General features: G+C 70.4%; 12 protein-coding genes and 1 pseudogene. 7 read left to right on the top strand and 6 right to left on the bottom strand.

Annotated elements, in window-relative coordinates:
• Positions 1–246: 246 nt before the first annotated feature.
• The gene (locus AC07FA_RS06165) at positions 247–777 is read left to right on the top strand and encodes a GNAT family N-acetyltransferase (RefSeq protein ID WP_479074240.1); all 531 of its coding nucleotides are present in this window, start codon (positions 247–249) and stop codon (positions 775–777) included.
• A 312-nt stretch (positions 778–1,089) separates the two neighbouring features.
• Here AC07FA_RS06165 and AC07FA_RS06160 read toward each other — a convergent pair whose 3' ends face one another.
• Positions 1,090–2,967, bottom strand: a complete 1,878-nt coding sequence (locus AC07FA_RS06160; RefSeq protein WP_479073518.1) for a serine/threonine protein kinase — start codon at positions 2,965–2,967, stop codon at positions 1,090–1,092.
• A gap of 513 nt (positions 2,968–3,480) precedes the next feature.
• On the opposite strand from AC07FA_RS06160, the gene AC07FA_RS06155 reads away from it, so the two are divergent.
• Together AC07FA_RS06155 and AC07FA_RS06150 are read left to right on the top strand one after the other, a co-directional pair.
• On the top strand, positions 3,481–4,362 hold the full coding sequence (locus AC07FA_RS06155) for a lysozyme (protein WP_479073517.1): 882 nt from the start codon (positions 3,481–3,483) through the stop codon (positions 4,360–4,362).
• A gap of 155 nt (positions 4,363–4,517) precedes the next feature.
• Positions 4,518–5,165 (top strand): peptidoglycan recognition protein family protein, encoded by a 648-nt coding sequence (locus AC07FA_RS06150; protein WP_479074239.1) that lies wholly within the window; start codon positions 4,518–4,520, stop codon positions 5,163–5,165.
• Positions 5,166–5,212: 47 nt separating this feature from the next.
• Here the strand turns inward: AC07FA_RS06150 and AC07FA_RS06145 are convergent, their stop codons facing one another.
• Positions 5,213–5,659 (bottom strand): Crp/Fnr family transcriptional regulator, encoded by a 447-nt coding sequence (locus AC07FA_RS06145; RefSeq protein ID WP_479073516.1) that lies wholly within the window; start codon positions 5,657–5,659, stop codon positions 5,213–5,215.
• 231 nt (positions 5,660–5,890) lie between these two features.
• Positions 5,891–6,304, bottom strand: coding sequence for a DUF5133 domain-containing protein (locus AC07FA_RS06140; RefSeq protein ID WP_479073515.1), 414 nt, complete (start codon positions 6,302–6,304; stop codon positions 5,891–5,893).
• A 759-nt stretch (positions 6,305–7,063) separates the two neighbouring features.
• Here AC07FA_RS06140 and AC07FA_RS06135 point away from each other — a divergent pair.
• Positions 7,064–8,413, top strand: a complete 1,350-nt coding sequence (locus AC07FA_RS06135) for an NAD(P)-binding domain-containing protein (protein WP_479073514.1) — start codon at positions 7,064–7,066, stop codon at positions 8,411–8,413.
• A gap of 52 nt (positions 8,414–8,465) precedes the next feature.
• Here the strand turns inward: AC07FA_RS06135 and AC07FA_RS06130 are convergent, their stop codons facing one another.
• Positions 8,466–9,656 carry a serine hydrolase domain-containing protein gene (locus AC07FA_RS06130; RefSeq protein ID WP_479073513.1) on the bottom strand — a complete coding sequence of 397 codons (1,191 nt, stop codon included), beginning with the start codon at positions 9,654–9,656 and terminating at the stop codon, positions 8,466–8,468.
• A gap of 244 nt (positions 9,657–9,900) precedes the next feature.
• On the opposite strand from AC07FA_RS06130, the gene AC07FA_RS06125 reads away from it, so the two are divergent.
• On the top strand, positions 9,901–10,560 hold the full coding sequence (locus tag AC07FA_RS06125) for a hypothetical protein (RefSeq protein WP_479073512.1): 660 nt from the start codon (positions 9,901–9,903) through the stop codon (positions 10,558–10,560).
• Positions 10,561–10,580: 20 nt separating this feature from the next.
• Here AC07FA_RS06125 and AC07FA_RS06120 read toward each other — a convergent pair whose 3' ends face one another.
• A complete protein-coding gene (locus AC07FA_RS06120) occupies positions 10,581–13,604 on the bottom strand; it encodes an AfsR/SARP family transcriptional regulator (protein WP_479073511.1) in 3,024 nt (1,007 codons plus the stop codon).
• Positions 13,605–13,838: 234 nt separating this feature from the next.
• On the opposite strand from AC07FA_RS06120, the gene AC07FA_RS06115 reads away from it, so the two are divergent.
• Both AC07FA_RS06115 and AC07FA_RS06110 read left to right on the top strand, forming a co-directional pair.
• Positions 13,839–14,387 carry a hypothetical protein gene (locus AC07FA_RS06115; protein ID WP_479073510.1) on the top strand — a complete coding sequence of 183 codons (549 nt, stop codon included), beginning with the start codon at positions 13,839–13,841 and terminating at the stop codon, positions 14,385–14,387.
• Positions 14,388–14,451: 64 nt separating this feature from the next.
• A complete protein-coding gene (locus tag AC07FA_RS06110; protein ID WP_479073509.1) occupies positions 14,452–15,972 on the top strand; it encodes an outer membrane protein assembly factor BamB family protein in 1,521 nt (506 codons plus the stop codon).
• A gap of 39 nt (positions 15,973–16,011) precedes the next feature.
• On the opposite strand, the pseudogene AC07FA_RS06105 reads toward AC07FA_RS06110, so the two are convergent.
• Positions 16,012–16,332: pseudogene (locus tag AC07FA_RS06105) on the bottom strand (family 1 glycosylhydrolase); the annotation flags it as partial.
• Positions 16,333–16,436: the final 104 nt, after the last annotated feature.

Here is a 16,436-nt window from a genome sequence, read left to right as displayed (position 1 = left end):
GTCCCGGACGCCCGCAGAGGTGGGGGGGGCCCCGGGGGGGGGGGGGGCCCCCCCCCCCCCCCCCCCCCCCCCCCCCCCCCCCCCCCCCCCCCTCCCCCCCCCCCCCCCCCCCCCCCCCCCCCCCCCCGACCGCAGGTTCCGGCGGAGTGGCCGGCTCGTGTCGCGTGGCCGGTGCAGGAGCCTCCTGGCTTTCCCGGAGTTCAGCGGAACCCTGCATGCGAGGATCTGGACGTGAACGATCCGAACGTGAACGACCTGCACTTCCGCCTCGCCGACGACACCGACCTTGCCGCTCTCGTACGCCTGCGCGACGACGCTGCCCGCTGGATGCTCGCCCGGGGCGTCACCGGACAGTGGCAGCCGGGCGAACTGGGTGAGGACCACTTCCGCCGCATCATGGCGGAAGGCGAGGTGTGGCTGGCGGAAGCCGACGGCGGCGTCGTCGGGGGCTGGGAACTGTGGTGGGCGGACGAGGATGCCTGGGGGCCGCAGCCGCCCGTGGCCGGCTATGTGCACCGGCTGATGGTGGACCGCGGCAGGGGCCGACCGGGAACGGGGCGGCTGTTGCTGCGAGCCGCGGAGCAGCGCGTGGCCGCTCAGGGGCGGTCACGCGTACGTCTGGACTGCCTGGCCGGAAACGAGCGCCTGAACGCCTACTACATGGCCGATGGCTACAGGATCGTCGGCCACAAGGCGGGGAAACCGCAGGCAAGCGGTGCGCCCAAGTCGTTCACACTCCTTGAGAAGCCCCTGCGGTCCGGCGGCCGGGCGGAGTGACCACAGCGGGGGCGGTGGACCGACCACGACGGGGTTTCCCGACTACGCCAAGTGCCTCGGCGACGACATCCGGTACTACGAGCCCCGCGAGCTCCTCGACATCGCTCTCCAGTACAAGGCCGACTTCATCGCTCTCCAGTACAAGGCCGGTTTCGCGCCCCGGGGCGACATGGGAGTGCAGCAACAGGGTCACGTCCGCCGCCGCGGGGCGGCCACCCGCTCCGTCACAGCGGAGCGGGCGGACCCGGCGGAGGCGACCTCGTGGCCTCGTGCCGCACAGCGAGCGGCTGGGCGTCATCCGGACGCCAGGTCTCAACTCTCCTTCGCGACCTCGGCGTTGCGCCAGATCGTGAGGTCCACGGTGAAGTACCTGCTCGGGTCCTTCGTCCCCGACTTGCCGCGGTAGGTCGCGACCGCGATGTGGCCCGCATCGCTGAGCACGCAGATCTGTGAACCGTTCGTGAGCTGGTCGAGGCCGATCTTCTCCGTGTACCGGGTCTCGCCGCGGCAGGTCTCCAGGGAGCCCTTCTGGGAGTTGTTCAGCAGGACCAGTTTCCCGTTGGCGGTGCCCAGTTGCTCGTCGCCGAACATGGTGTCGTAGTAGTAGAAGAGGTCACCGCCGCCGTAGAGAACGCCCCCCGAGTTGTCTTCGACCGGGCGGGGCGGGTTGTCGGCGAGCATGACGCTGTAGTTGGCCGTCACATCGATGTTCTTGTACGAGACCGGCTTGGGGTCCGTCCGGGGCTGGGCCTTGTCCGATGAACCGCTCGCGCTGGAGCCGGCCCTGGGGGACTTCGGGTCCTTGGGATCGTCGGGCAGCAGCGCACTGAAGACCGCGAGGACGCCGATCGCGGCCACCACGGATCCGGCGATGATCAGCCACTTCGGCTTGGGCTTCGGCCTCGGCGGGGCCGACGGGAAGCCGACGGTGTGGAAGGGCGCCGGCGTGGTGTATCCCGGCGTGTACCCGAGCGGCGGCCGGTAACCCGACGGCATCATGCCCGGAGGGGGAGTGGGGGCCCCGGCCGGCATGCCGTGCGTGCTCGGAGCGCCGGTCGGCGGGCCGAAGGCTCCCGGCGCCCTGGGCGGCATCCCGGGAGCACCCGGAACCCTGGGCCCCGTGCCCGGCCCACTCGGAGCGGCCTGCGTGGGCGCTGCGGCCGTGGAGTATCCGCCAGGTGCGGAGGGGTGGGCGGTACTCGGCGCCGGGTACTGGGGGGAGCGCTCGGTCGGAGTGGGTGTGACGGCGGGTGCGGCCGGTGCTGTGGGGGGCCGCACCGGTTCGGGCAGTCGCAGCCGCTCGGTGATCGAACCGGCGATCGTCTGGGGCAGCCAGTCCTCCCCCTGGCGCAGCGGGACGGTCGAGACGGCGTGGCACAGCTCGATGACTTCGGCGAGAGAGGGGCGATCGGCCGGATCACGGCTGAGGCAGCGTGTCACCAGGGGGCGCAGTTCGTCGGGCAGCCTGCTGAGATCCGGGTCCTCGTGAACGATCCGGTACAGCACGGCATGTGAGGGTCCGTCACCGAAGGCGGGCGCTCCGATCGCCGCGTAGGCCGCGATCTGTCCGAGCGCGAAGATGTCGGTGGCGGGCGTGATCGTGCCGGCCGCCGCCTGCTCGGGTGCCATGAACGCGGGAGTGCCGACGCTCACGCCGGTGCTGGTGAGGGCTGTGGCGTCGGCCGCGCGGGCGATGCCGAAGTCGATCACGCGCGGGCCGTCCGAGGCCAGGAGGACGTTGGCGGGCTTCAGGTCGCGGTGGACGATGCCCGCGCCGTGGATGACGTGGAGGGCTTCGGCGACCCCCACGGTCAGCAGCAGCACGCTGCGCAGTGGCAGTCCGCCGTGCTGGGCGACGGCGTGCGCGAGGGAGGGGCCAGGCACGTAGGCGGTGGCCAGCCAGGGCTGTGATCCCTCGGTGTCCGAATCGATGACGGGCGCCGTGTAGAGGCCCTGTACCCGCTGTGCGGCCTTCACCTCCTGCTGGAAGCGCCGCCGGAACTCGGGGTCACCGCTGAACTCGGGCCGGATCACCTTCAGCGCGATGGGTCGGCCGCCCGGCGTGTACGAGAGGTACACCTTGCCCATGCCGCCCGTGCCGAGCACTGCCGCGAGGTGGTATCCGCCCACCATGGCCGGATCGTCCTCTTTGAGTGGCTGAAAAAGGTCGGCCGAAGGTGCACTGCTCATAAAGGAACCATCCCCCTGCTAGCGGCGATTCGGAGCTTGTCGGCGCCCCGAAGTCGATCGAGAGCGTATCGAATATCCGGTCCGTTCAAGCCGCGCGGAGGTGAGGCTCGTGTGCGGGTACGTCGCGGGGCGCGGTCGCCCGTTCAGGGCCGGTGGTCCCCTTGCCGGTGCACGGGCATCGAGGCGCGTCGGTGTCGAGGCGTGCAGGCCGCCTCCCGGCATCCCGGCCGTTGTCGGCGTGCCGTCGATTCCCGGCTCGGACACATGCGAGATGGTTCCTTAGTGCCTTCGCCCGACCGGGCGGGTACTGCGCAATCAGGTGCCTGGAGTTCTTCAGCGCTGAAAGTTTCTGCCAATTCCGCGCGTTGGCGCAGCTAGCGCGCGGCGTCACAGGTCTAGGCCAAGCGGCCTCTTTACGCCCCTCATTACTCGTGCGTTACTCATGACGTGTCCATGGCATCCGATTATCGGATGCCAGACGCTCCGCTCCCACCAACGTGCCCGGAGGCAGCTATGCCCGCGTACAGTTCTCCGACCCGCCGACTCATCAGATCCAGAGGCGCCCTGCTGGCCGGCGTCCTCGGCAGCGTCGCCACGCTGCTCGTGACAAGCGCCGGCCCGGCGGCTGCCGCACCCCCCGGCCCCGACAAGCCGGTGCAGCCCGGTCAGGCGTGGATGGGGGCGGGGACCCGCATCGAGCAGGGCCCCGGCTCCTCTGCCGGCGGGGGCATGTCCACGATGGACACCAGTGGTGTCCAGGGCATCGACGTCTCCCACTGGCAGGGCTCGATCAACTGGGGCTCGGTCAAGGCGGCGGGCATCGACTTCGCCTACGTGAAGGCCACCGAGGGCACGAGCTTCAAGGACAGTGCCTTCAGCGCGAACTACACCGGTTCGTACAACGCCGGCCTGATCCGGGGCGCCTACCACTTCGCCCGCCCGAACGCCTCCAACGGGGCGACGCAGGCCAGCTACTTCGCCGGCAGCGGCGGCGGATGGTCCAAGGACGGCAAGACCCTCCCCGGTGTGCTGGACATCGAGCACAACCCGTCGGGCGCCATGTGCTACGGCCTGTCCACGACGCAGATGCGGACGTGGGTCAACGACTTCTACAACACGTACAAGGCCCGTACGACCCGGGACGTCGTCATCTACACGACAGCCAGCTGGTGGAACACCTGCACCGGCAACTGGACGGGCATGGCCACCAAGGCCCCCCTCTGGGTGGCCCATTGGGGCACCACCAGTCCCACCATCCCCAGCGGATTCCCCACCTGGACGATCTGGCAGTACTCGGCCACCGGTCGGGTCAGTGGCGTCGCCGGTGACGTGGACCGCAACAAGTTCAACGGCACGATGACCCGACTCCTGGCCCTTGCCAACAACACGGCGTAACCGGGGCCATGCTCCGACAGCGGCCGGGTGAGTACGTACGGGGCTCGCCCGGCCGCACCGGTGCGGCGTCGTCCGCCCGCCGCCCTCCACTGGCCACCCCACTGGCCGCTGCCGCCGAACGGCCGGCCGGAACGACCGCAGACCAGGAGTCCGCCGTGAACCTTCCGAAGCTGACCCGCCGCCACGTCCTGCTTGCCGGCACAGGCGGACTCGCTGCCGCCGCCTTTCCGCGTACCGCCCACGCCTCCAGCGTGGTCGAACCGGACATCGACAGCACCCTGCAGTGGAACGCCCGCCCGCCCCGGAGCCCGGTGAGCCTCGTGGGGAAGCGGCCGAACAAAATCATCGTGCATCACACCGTCAGCGCCAACACCGCCGACTTCTCCCGCGCCCAGGCCCACGCGCACGCCCACTGGGTCCAGGACCTGCATATGGACAAGAACGGATGGATCGACACCGGCTACCACTTCCTCGTCAGCCGGGGCGGCTGGATCACCGAGGGGCGGGCCCGCAGCCTCAGCACCTTGCAGGGCGGCAGCAACTTCGTCATGGCCGCCCATACGTCCGGACAGAACGACCAGGCCATCGGCATCGCCAACGAGGGCGCCTATCACGACGGTGCTCAGCCGCCGCAGGCGCAGTGGGACGTCCTGGTGGTGCTCTGCGCGTACGTCTGCCAGCAGTACGGCATCGCGCCCAGCCGGATCTACGGACACATGGACTTCGGCAGCACTCTCTGCCCAGGCGTGCTGCACGACATGCTGCCCCAGCTGCGCAGCGAGGTGGCGGCGAGTATGGGCTGAGCGCCACCGCGTGGCCGCGCCGGGACAGGCCCGGTCCGACGTGCGGCTCAGGCTCTCGCGGCGAATTCGTAGAGATCGAGCAGGCGGCCACGCGTCGCGTGCAGTCGGCGGGTGAGCACCATGCCCACCCACTGGCTGATCGCGAATCCGAAATCGGGGTCCGACCGGCACAATGACCGCACCTGGGACGCGTCGAATTCATAGGCGCGGACCGGACTGAGTGTTTCGGCACCCAGTTCCCACTCGAAGGGCGGGAAGAGCCAGGACAGGCCGACCAGCTCGCCGGACCCCAGGGTGTCTATTTCCGCGCGACGCCGCTGAGGAAGCTGTGCGTCGAGAGTCACCGCTCCCGTCTTCAGAATCCAGAAACGGTCGGCGACGGTGTGTTCCTCGAAAATCCGTCGCGCCGCCGGAAACATGACATCGTGGCCAAGATCCAGAAGATGCTCACGGTGGAGAGCGGGCAGGGATGTGATCTTCATTGTGGTGGTCATCGGAGTGCTCCTCCGAGGATCGGCGCTCTAGGGAGGGCCGGAGGAACACGAGGTCCTGCCGACCCCTCGTACGGAGGTTGTTCCCCGCCACGGAAGAATTACGCGACGCCACGGCGGTGTGTGGCGTGCCCTCCGACGCCGGGGCGGCGCGTCCCGCCGCGCACGGCATCCCGCCACGGGGGCAGGCGCGTGCCGCGGCGGGTGCGCGTGATCATTCAGCCGGAGTCGGCGTTACGTCGACGCGGCGAGGTGCCGTTCCGCGGCGTCGACCGCATCGTGCACAGTGGTTCGGCCGAGCAGCACGCACAGGGTGTAGGCCGCGTCGTCCAGTGCTTGTCTCGCGCTCCGGTCGGAGGGGGTGGCCGCGAGCAGGGACTGGCACCGCCGGAACTCGGACAGCACCTGCTCGGTCCGTGTACGGCTCGGTACGAGCGTCACGCCCCGCAGGACGTCGGCGGGGGGTGCGGGCGTGCGGGCCGCCTCCATCGCGGCCCGGAGTGCCCGTTCCGCATGCGCCGGAACCGGAACTCCTCGCGATCCCGCCATCATCGTGGCGGCCATGGCCGCGGGAGTGAGGTGCGCGGTCTCGGCCGCCACGGCCAGGACGCGCTTCGCGTCCCGTCTGGAGCACGGTGTCATCGCCATGATCATTCCGACGGCCCATGGTGTAGCCGGCTCATCAGGGAGCGGCTTCCATGTGGGCTCCGTCGTTGTGGACGAAGGTGAGCCACCGGATTCGGAACGCTGTTCGGCGTACGTGGACATAGCGAGGCCATCCCTTCGAACGGCGGTAATGCTGCAGTGGGAAAAGCATGCCCACCGTGCGGGAGGTCGGCTCACCCTCGCGTAACTCACTCTGGGCTAGTGGATTATTGCCCTTCGGAGCGCACTACGACACAACCGCGCCGGTTCGGCGGTCTTTCCCAATCCGCGATCCCTCTTCCGGGCGGTACGTCCCGTCGCGATGTTCCCGTCGCGCCTCGTGGTCCGGATCTTTGGATTTCCCGATCTGTCGACCTTTGGATCACAGCATTGTGTGCGGGTGATTCCTGAGAGGCGTGCTCCAGGAGTGCGGTGAGTGAATGAAGAGCATTGCTGCGGTGATCGACTTTGAAATGCGATCTCAACAATCCGGGACTTCTCCGTGGTGGCCGAGGCCACTGGTGGCGGCGTCCGAGGTGCGCGGCCTGGGGGCTCAGGGGTGACCGGCCCGGTCGGCGGGGTGCGCGTTCCGCCGCCTCATCGATTCGATGGACGTCTATGTTGACACTCGTCGATGTAAGTGCGAGGCTCCAGACAGAGCAAGATATCGACAGGCATCGAATCAGGGTCGGGCGGGGCCACGTTCCCGCCGATCCGGCTTCGCCCCCCTGACCTCGCCCCGCTTTGAGGAGACCACCCGCCATGAGCGAGAAGCAGCTTCCCGTCGTCGTCATCGGTGCCGGCCCGGCCGGCCTGGCCGCCGCCGCGCACCTCGCCGGGCGCGGTATCGACTCGCTGGTCCTGGAAGCCGGGTCCGCCGCCGGCAACGCGGTACGTGAATGGGGGCATGTGCGCCTGTTCTCCACGTGGTCCGAGGTCGTGGACCCGGCCGCCGAGAAACTGCTGGCGCCCACCGGATGGTCCGCCCCCGACCGCGCGGCCTACCCCTCCGGGGCGGACTGGGCCGAGCAGTACCTCCAGCCGCTCGCCGACGTCCTGGGAGACACGGTCCGCTTCGGGGCGACCGTGACCGGCGTCTCCCGCCTCGGCCGCGACCGGATCGTGGACGCGGACCGCGAGGCGCAGCCCTTCACCGTGCACGTCCGGAACGCCGACGGCCGCGAGGAGCGGATCATCGCCCGCGCCGTCATCGACGCGTCCGGCACCTGGTCCACCCCCAGCCCCCTCGGGGGCGACGGCCTCCCGGCGCTCGGCGAGAAGGCGGCGGCCGACCGCATCACGTACAGGGTCCCCGACCTCCAGGACCCGGCCGTCCGCGCCCGGTACGCCGGAAAGCGCACCGCCGTCATCGGCTCCGGCGCCTCGGCCTTCACCGCTCTCGCCTCCCTGGCCGCCCTCGCCAGGCAGGAGGCGGACACGCACGCGGTGTGGATTCTGCGGCGCGGTGTCACCGGTTCCACGTTCGGCGGCGGGACCGCCGACCAGCTGCCCGCCCGCGGGGCCCTCGGTCTCGCCGCGAAGGCGGCCGTCGACGACGGCTTCGCCGACGCGGTCACCGGCTTCCGTACCGGCGCCGTGGAGAAGGCGGGCGAGCAACTGGTCCTGGTCTCCGAGGGCGGCCGCCGCCTGGACCCGGTCGACGAGATCATCGTCCTCACCGGACTGCGCCCCGACCTCTCGTTCCTCTCCGAGCTGCGCCTCGGGCTCGACGAACGCCTCCAGGCGCCCACCGAGCTCGCCCCGCTGATCGACCCGAACCAGCACTCTTGCGGCACCGTCTACCCGCACGGAGTCAACGAGCTCTCCCACCCGGAGAAGGACGTCTACCTGGTCGGCATGAAGTCCTACGGGCGGGCGCCGACGTTCCTGGCCATGACCGGCTACGAGCAGGTCCGGTCCATCGCCGCGTCGCTGGCCGGAGACCAGGAAGCCGCCGAGCGGGTGGAGCTCGTCCTGCCCGAGACGGGAGTCTGCGGCGGCGCGGGCCTCTTCGAAGAGCCGGAGGCCGCCCCGGGCGACGGCGGCGGCTGCTGCGCCACCCCCGCCACGGTCCGGATCGGCAGTGCCCCAACCTCCTCGGGCGGCTGCTGACGTACGTGCAGGAAAGCCGGCCCGGTGAGGCGGCGCCCATGGCTACCGGACGTCAGCGGCACAGGGCGGTATCGAGCAGGGCATCGACCTTCGCGAAGCCCTGCTCGGTCGGCGGCAGGTCGGCGGTGACGGCGATCGTGGCTGCGCGGCCGTCGTCGGTGACGCCGGGGAGCGTGTGGTAGCCGGGCGTGTCACCACCATGGGTCCACATCAGACCGCCACAGCTCAGCGGAACACTGTTCAGTCCCAGACCGAACCGCAGGCCCGGCTCATAACCTGGGCCACTGGGGCCCTCGACGGTGGTGCGCATCTGGGCGAGCTGGGCCGGCTCGAGGAGCCTGCCGTCGATCAGGGCGGAGAAGAAGCGGTTCAGGTCCCCGGGCGTGGAGATCAGCTGCCCTGCGGCCCACCCCCAGGAGGGGTCTATCTCCGTGATGTCCTCCAGCGGTGCACCGGGCTTCGTCGCGTGGTAGCCGCGGGGGTGTGCTTCGCGGATGCTCTCGTCGCCGATGTCGGGGAAGTAGGTGTGGCGCAGTCCGGCGCGGTCGATGACGCGTTCGGTGATCTGCTCGGCCAGAGGGCGGCCGGTGACCTTCTCGATGAGCAGCCCGGCAACGATGTAGTTGGTGTTGCTGTACGCCACGCTGGTGCCGGGGGAGAACTGCCCCTTCTGTGCCAGCGCCAGGTCGAGCAGGGTGCGCGGCTGGTAGTAGGTGTGACGGCCCTTGCCGAAGACGGATTCGAGCATGACGTCGGTGTAGTTGGGCAGTCCGCTGGTGTGCTGGAGGAGCTGGCGGACGGTGATGATGCGGCCGTCGATTTCCTTGCCGCGTATCAGGTGGGGCAGATAGGTCTCGATGGGGGCGTCGAGGTCGACTTCTCCTTCGCCGACCAGTTGCAGGACGACCGTGGAGGTGAAGGTCTTGGTGTTGCTGCCTGCCCGCACCTGCCCGTCGACCGGAACCTTCGCCTTCGTCCGCACGTCGGCTACTCCCGCGGTGTAGTTGCGGGTGCGCCCGTCGCGGCCGACCGTGGCGGCCAGTGCGGCGGGGAACTTCTCCTCGCTCACCAGACGCTCCATGCCCTGGCGTACGGAATCACGCGGGCCGTGGGACTGCGCCGCCGACGAGGGCAGGGTGCCGCCGACCGCCAGGGCGGCAGCGATCACCGCCACCGCCGTGATTCCCCGCCTTCGCCCGGACGGCGAAAGGGCACGAACGCGCTGCTGAAAACGATCCGACATGGCTGAACTCCCTCATGAAACCTGCTGGTTGCACCGGTGAACCGGATGAGTCCAGCCTGCTCGTTCAAGATCAGCTGAGCCAACCTGCCAGCACGCCCATGCGGCCTACGGGCAGCCCCCGCCCCACCATGCAGCCAGGCCCCCGCACCGGCCTGGGGAAACGCTCTCGACGGAACTTCCGTACCTTTACCCGCCGTTCCGGACCACGCGATACTGGGCCCCACCGTGACCGGAGGGGTGTGCGATGGGCAGATCTACAGGGTGGGGGCCGGCGGCGGTCGCGCTGCTGGTGGCGGGTGCGGTCGGATGTTCCGGCGCTGGAGACGGCGAGGGGGAAGACAAGGGCAGCACCAAGGGCCGCGCCCCCGGGGTTCACCACTGGACGAGCGAGCCCTGCGAACTCCTCAAGAAGAAGCCGCTGATCGAGGGTTTCGAGGTGGGGAGCACCACCGACACCGCCGAGTCCGACGCGCAGGAGGACTTCGGCGAGAACGGGTCGCGCCCCCTGTACCAGAACGCGGCCTGCCTCACCGATGTGGCCGATCCCGACGGGCGGTACTGGAAGCTCAGCACGACGGCCCGGGTGTACGAGGAGGCGGAGCCGGCCCTCCACGCGTTCCGGGTCAAGGACGACCTGGACCGGGTCCGTAACCACAAGCAGACCAGGCTCGACGACTCGACGTACTGGTTCGCGGCCGAGGAAGGCAGCCTGCCGGGCCGCACCCTGCTGACGCGCAACGGTAATCTGCTGCTGACCGTGTCCGCCTACGGGCCGTACGGCAGCAAGGAGCACGAGGTCCAGGAGACGCTGGGCAAGATCGTGGAGAACGCGGCGAAGCTGATGGAGGACGGGATGCGGGCTCAACACGACGCGTCCATACCGTCGTCGACTCCTTCTCAGTGATTCTCGTGCGGTGAGCCGGATCAGTTGCCTTCCGGTCGAGCGGCCGGCGCCGTGCCGCTCAGTCCCTCACGTGCCATGCCGAACTCCCGGGGGTGCTCCCCGGCTCCGGGCAGGGAGAGGGCGGTCCGGAATTCCTGCCGTGCCTCGGCGCTACGGCCCGCCGCCGCGTAGGTGCTGCCGAGGCGGATGCGGACCTCCATCTCCAGCCAGGTGCTCGTGTGCTCGGTGAGCGTGGACAGAGCCTCGTGGTGGGTGTCGAGCGCCGAACGCAGATTGCCCTGCGCGTGTTCCGCGGCGGCGAGCTGGGACAGGCTCGCGGCGTGCAGGGGCGGGTCCCCGGCCTCGCGGGCCAGTTCGGCCGCCTGGCGCAGCAGGTTCGTGGCCTCCGCGTGCCGGCCGAGGGCCAGGTGGGCGTCGGCGGCGAAGCACAGGGTCTTGCTGATCATTCGGGGGCGGCCGTTCTTCTCGGCGAGGGCGAGGGCGGTGGCGTAGAACTCGAGCCCCTGCTCGTGCCGTCCCTGATGGCAGTGGATCGCTCCGAGATTGCAGGCCGCTATCCCGGTCAGCCAGTCGTCGTCGAGCCGGGCCGCCAGCTCCGCGGCCTCGCTCAAGTGGGCGACGGCCTCGTCGGTGCGGCCGAGCGGCCACTGCGCGGCGCCCATTCCGGCGATCGCCCGGGCCTGGTCCCGCAGATCGCCCTGGCTGATGCCATGGCGCAGCGCTTCGGTGAACCAGGTGTGGGCCTGCCGGAACCGCCCCTGGTAGATGTCGACCATGCCCATGCAGTTGCGCAGCGCGGACGGCATCCGCTGGTCGGCGGCCAGGTCCGCGCAGGACAGCGCACGTTCCAGGGCGGCACGGCACTCGTGGAAGTGACCCTGGCGGACCAGGTGGTCGACCAGGGCCTCGGCGATCCAGCAGGCGTGGTCGTACTGCCCGGAGGCCGCCGCGTAGGCCACCACGTCGACCAGTTCCCCACCCGCCGCGTCCAGCCACGCCGAGGCGTCCCGCCACCTGGGGAAGGGCGAACCAGCGACGTCCGGTCCGGTCAGGAAACCCTCGGGACCCCAGTCGCCTGCGATGCGGCCGGCGGCTGTATAGAGGTGCAGGACAGCGGAGCGGTCCGCGGCGGCCTCTCCGGGCGCCTCGTCACCGAGGCGCCTCGCGTGGGCGCGTACGAGATCGTGCAGCCGGTAGCGGCCGGGCTGCGGCTGCTGGAGCAGACTGGCATCGACCAGGTCCTCCAGGAGGACTTCGGCATCCTCACGGGAACGGCCGAGCATGGCGGCGAGGGTGAGCCCGTCGAAGCGTACGGTCGGAGAGACGCCCAACGCTCGGAAGCCGCGCCGTAGTTCGGGAGTGAGCTGGTCGTACGACACCCGGAACGCGGCCTCCACGCTCCGGTCCTCGGCCCGCAGCTCGCCAAGGGCGCGTGCACCGTCGGACATCCGGCCGGCCAGAAGGGCCAGGGTCCAGGACGGACGGTTCTGCAGCCGGGCGCCCGCGATGCGCAGGGCGAGGGGCAGACCGCCGCAGCGCAGGGCGAGTTCCCGCGCGGCCTCGGGCTCGCGGTCCGCGCGGGCCTCGCCGAGGAGATCGCGGAGCAGGCCGATCCCGTCGCCCGTGCCCAGTGGCTCCACGGTGAGCCGCAGATCGGCGTCGAGGCCGGGCAGGCGCTGCCGGCCCGCCACCAGGACTCGGCTCCCCGGCCCGGCGGGCAACAGCGGCCGCACCTGCTCCGCGCTGCGGGCGTCGTCCACGACGAGCAACAGCCGCAACGCACTCGTGGCCGCTCGCCACGCCGTGACGAGATCCGTCAAGTCATCCGGCTCGTCGGGAAGTTCACCGCGGCCGCCCCGCACCGCGCGGAGCAGCCGGCGCAGGGCCCGCTGCGGTCCGACGCCCGCGTGGGCGGCGCCGTGCGCGTGCAGGTCGACGAACAGACAACCGTCGGGGTAGGCATCGGCGAGGGCCCAGGCCGCGCGCACCACCAGGGCGGTCTTGCCGACGCCCGCCGTGCCGTCGACGGCCACCACGGACACCGCTCCCGGGGGCACGGGAGCGGTGAGCAGGGCGAGTTCCGCGTCCCGGCCGGCCAAGGAGGCGGTGTCTCCAGGGAGTTCGTTGCGGTGGGGGCGCCGGTGGCCGGTGCCCCCCGCCTTGCCGGTGAGAAGGAGACCGGACGGGGCGTCCTGGGGTTCGGTGGCGGCGGCCTCGTGCGACCGCGCCACTCGGCCGAGCAACAGCCCGTCGTCGCGGCGCAGGACGGCCTGGTGCACACGGCGCAGTTCCTCGCCGGGCTCCACGCCCAGTTCGTCGAGGAGACGGCGGCGGATCTCCTGGTAGGCGGTGAGTGCCTCGGCCTGCCGGCCGCTGCCGTACAGCGCGCGCATCCGCAGTGCGGCGAGCGGCTCGTCGTGCCGCTGCGCCAGGGGGACCGCCATGAGGTGGTCCAGGGCCTCAGGAGAGCGCCCGAGGAGTACCAGGCACTCCGCCCGGTCCTGGTGCAACGCGCGCCGCTGCCGGGCGAGGCGCTCTCGCTCGGTCTCGGCGAGCGGCCCCGGCAGACCGGGCAGAGGCTCGCCCCGGAACAGTTCCAGTGCCCTACCGCCGTGGTCAAGCGCGGCATCGAGATCACCTGCGGCCTTCGCACGCTGGGCGCGGGCGGCCTGCCCGGCGAGCTCGGCGAGGTCGGTCCTGGCCACCGCGGGCACGAAACGGTAGCCGCCGGGCCCACCGTGAATCACCGACCGGCCAGCGCCCGTACCCGCAACGTCCAGCGCCTTGCGCAGGGCGTAGACATAGCTCGGCAGGACACGGTGGCCCGTCCCGGGGGGTTCGTCCCCCCAGACGTCGTCCAGGAGTTGCTGGTACGTCACCAGGGCCGGCGTACGCAGAATCAGAGCGGCGAGCACCGCCTGCCGGCGTACCGGACCGAGCGCGAGCGGTGTCTCACCCCGGCAGGCCCGGACCGGCCCGAGCAGGTCGATCCGCACGAGCTCCCCGCCCTCAGCCGGGATCGTCCCCGCGCCCGCTGAATCCACGCCCACTTCCACGTCCCCATATCCCCCGTGCGGCCAGAGCCGCGCGGTAACTCATGTTTGTTGCTTCAGCAGGATTTCATCGGCATTCCAACGCCTCACGGCAGAGTCTGCCGAGTTGCGTCGGGGCCGACCGCACTGGACGGCGAGCGAGCTGCCCGCTCCGGGCCGGCTCAGCAGTGCCGCCATGTGGTCTGCGGAAACAGCCGACACGTCATCGAGAAAGGCCACACCACTATGTCGCATGGCAATCGTGCCCCGGGCGCCCGGCCCACCCGCCGCGGCGGGCGATGGGAGCGCTACCGGGTCACCCACCCGTTCTCCGCCCAGGACCAGGCGGGCCTGTGGGGCGCGATCGTGGGCGTCGTGGCGCTCGCCGTACTGTTCGGCTGGGCACTCGACATGAAGGGCGGTGTGATCATCGTCGCGGCGGCCCCCTTCATCATCGCCTGGTTCGAGAAGCGGCGCACAGCGTTCCAGTTCGACGCGGCAGGCGCCCGGTTCGGCAACGTACTGCTGCCGTGGACCGACGTGACCCAGTTCGTCGTGGCCACACCGCCGAACGACCGGAGCACGCTGATCGGTGCCCGGCTGCGTCCCGGCGCGTCCGTGCCGCCCGGAGCGATAGTGCCGCCGCCGAACCCGGCCATGCCCGCACCGATCCACATCGCCGTACCGCGTACCAAGTTCGACCTGGCGAAGATGGTCCACAAGGCTCGCAAGTACGCCCCGCCGCACATCCAGATCGTGGTCGCCGAACCGTCCGGCGAACGCGTCGCGGCCTAGAGGTCGAGTTGCAGTCTGCGAGAAGAGGGGGAGGCTGATGCCGCGCCCGCCACAGCCCTGGTACATGCCACGCCCGCCGCAGCAGCCGGTTCCGGGCAATCCTTACGCCCCGGAGGGCTACACCTCGCCGGAGCCGCCTCCCCGCCGCAGGCGCTTCGGCAAGGGACCGGTGACCGCCACCGTCGTCGCTCTTCTCCTCCTCGTGGGAGGTGGAGGGATATATGCCGTCAGCGACGGCGGACAGGACCGGGCCGCCGCTCCGGTGGCGGAAAAGAGCACTCAGCCCTCCGGGACACCCACGGGCCCTCGCGAGCCCGTCTTCCCCACCCGCGCGCCGAAGCGGATCCCGACATCGGAGGAGATCAACGCCGGGCGTTCGCCGGGGGACGCGACCGCGTGGATCGTCAACGACCCGGCCGATCTGCCGGGGCGCCATATTCCGTTCTACGACCTGTGGATCGTCGGCGACACGGCCGTCCAAGCCGTACACAGGAAAGTCACCGCCTACCGTCTCTCGGACGGTGCCGAGGTGTGGAGCGTGCCGCTGCCCGCCCCCGTCTGCGAGACACCGGTCAACCCGACCCCTGACGGCAAGGTCGTGCTGGTCTACAAGAGCAGCCAGGCACGGAACGGGAACCGGTGCAACCAGCTCCAGATGATCGACCTCCGAACCGGGAAGGCCGACTGGCACAAGGAGCTCGTCGAGACCGGCTCCGGGGACGACACGATCATCGTGAACAGCGCCGTCAGCGGCGACACCTTCGCGATCGTCCAGAGCATGAGAGCCGCTGTGTACCGGGTCGGCGACGGCACCAAGCTCTATGAGATTCCCATGGAGGACCCCGGGAAGTGCTATCCCGACGATGTGGCGGGAGGCGCCCGGCTGCTGGTGAGTTCCATGTGCGCGATCAACGTCGACCGCAGCAAGACCTACAGTCAGCTCCGGGAGATCGACCCGCGTACCGGCAAGGTCCTCTGGCGCTTCCGGACCCGGCCGGGCTGGCAGATCGGCAAGATGCTCTCCATCGACCCGGTCGTCTTCACCACCCTCCACAACGAGGAGCGCACCGACAACTGGCGGGTCGTCGCCCTGGGCCCCGGCGGAAAGCTCCGGACCACCATCGACGCCAGACCGAAGGGCTTCTCGTACTGCGCCGACACCGGGGAGTCGGACAACAACATGCAGAACTGCAAGGGCACGGTCGTCGGCGAGGACACCGTCTATCTGGGAGGCACCGACCGGGTCGGTGGCTACGACCTCGGGACCGGTGAACTCGTCTGGGGCGTGAAGTCGCAGGACAGCACCTTGCACCCGCTGCGCGCGGACGGCCGCTCGTCCGCGCTCGTCTACGAGGCCGCCACGTGGAACCGGCCGGGAGAGATCATCCGGTTCGGCCCGGGCGGCGTGGACACGAAGAAGCAGGTACTGCGCCACCCGGTATCGGCCCGGGCACCGGAGTCGGGAATGCTCGCCGGGAAGGTGGCCTACGTGAACGGCCGCATCATCATCACGCCGTCCGGCGTGAACGGCCGCGACGTGCCGCCCCCGGCCCGCATGCTGTCCTTCGCCCCGGAGGAGCCGTGAGCGGGCCGTGGATCGCGACGCTGCAGCCCCCGCCGGCGGTCAGGTTCCGCTGAGCAGCGGCTGCTGAGACGCGATCAGGTCCTTGTACCAGTGGTAGCTCGCTGTGGGAGTGCGCTGCTGCGTCTCGTAGTCCACGTGGACGATTCCGAAGCGCTTGCTGTATCCGTAGGCCCACTCGAAGTCGTCGAGGAGGGACCACACGTAGTAGCCCCTCACGTCCACGCACTGCGCGATCGCCTGGGAGACGGCGTGCAGGTGACCCTGGAGGTAGGTGACCCGGTCGTCGTCGTGGACCGTTCCGTCGGGCGCGATGGTGTCGTCCTTGGCCGAGCCGTCCTCGGTGATGTGGAGGGGCGGGAGGGTGGGCGGCGGCGAGTGCCGGCGTCCACCCCAAGGGCCTCGATCGGGACCTCCGGAGGTAGCGCAGGGTCGTGACGGGCGGGACCATACAAAATAATGAAGCG

Source organism: Streptomyces sp. NPDC045968 (genome assembly GCF_056430475.1).
Note: the sequence above shows the minus strand (reverse complement) of the source record. Positions and strands in the feature narration are given on the sequence as shown.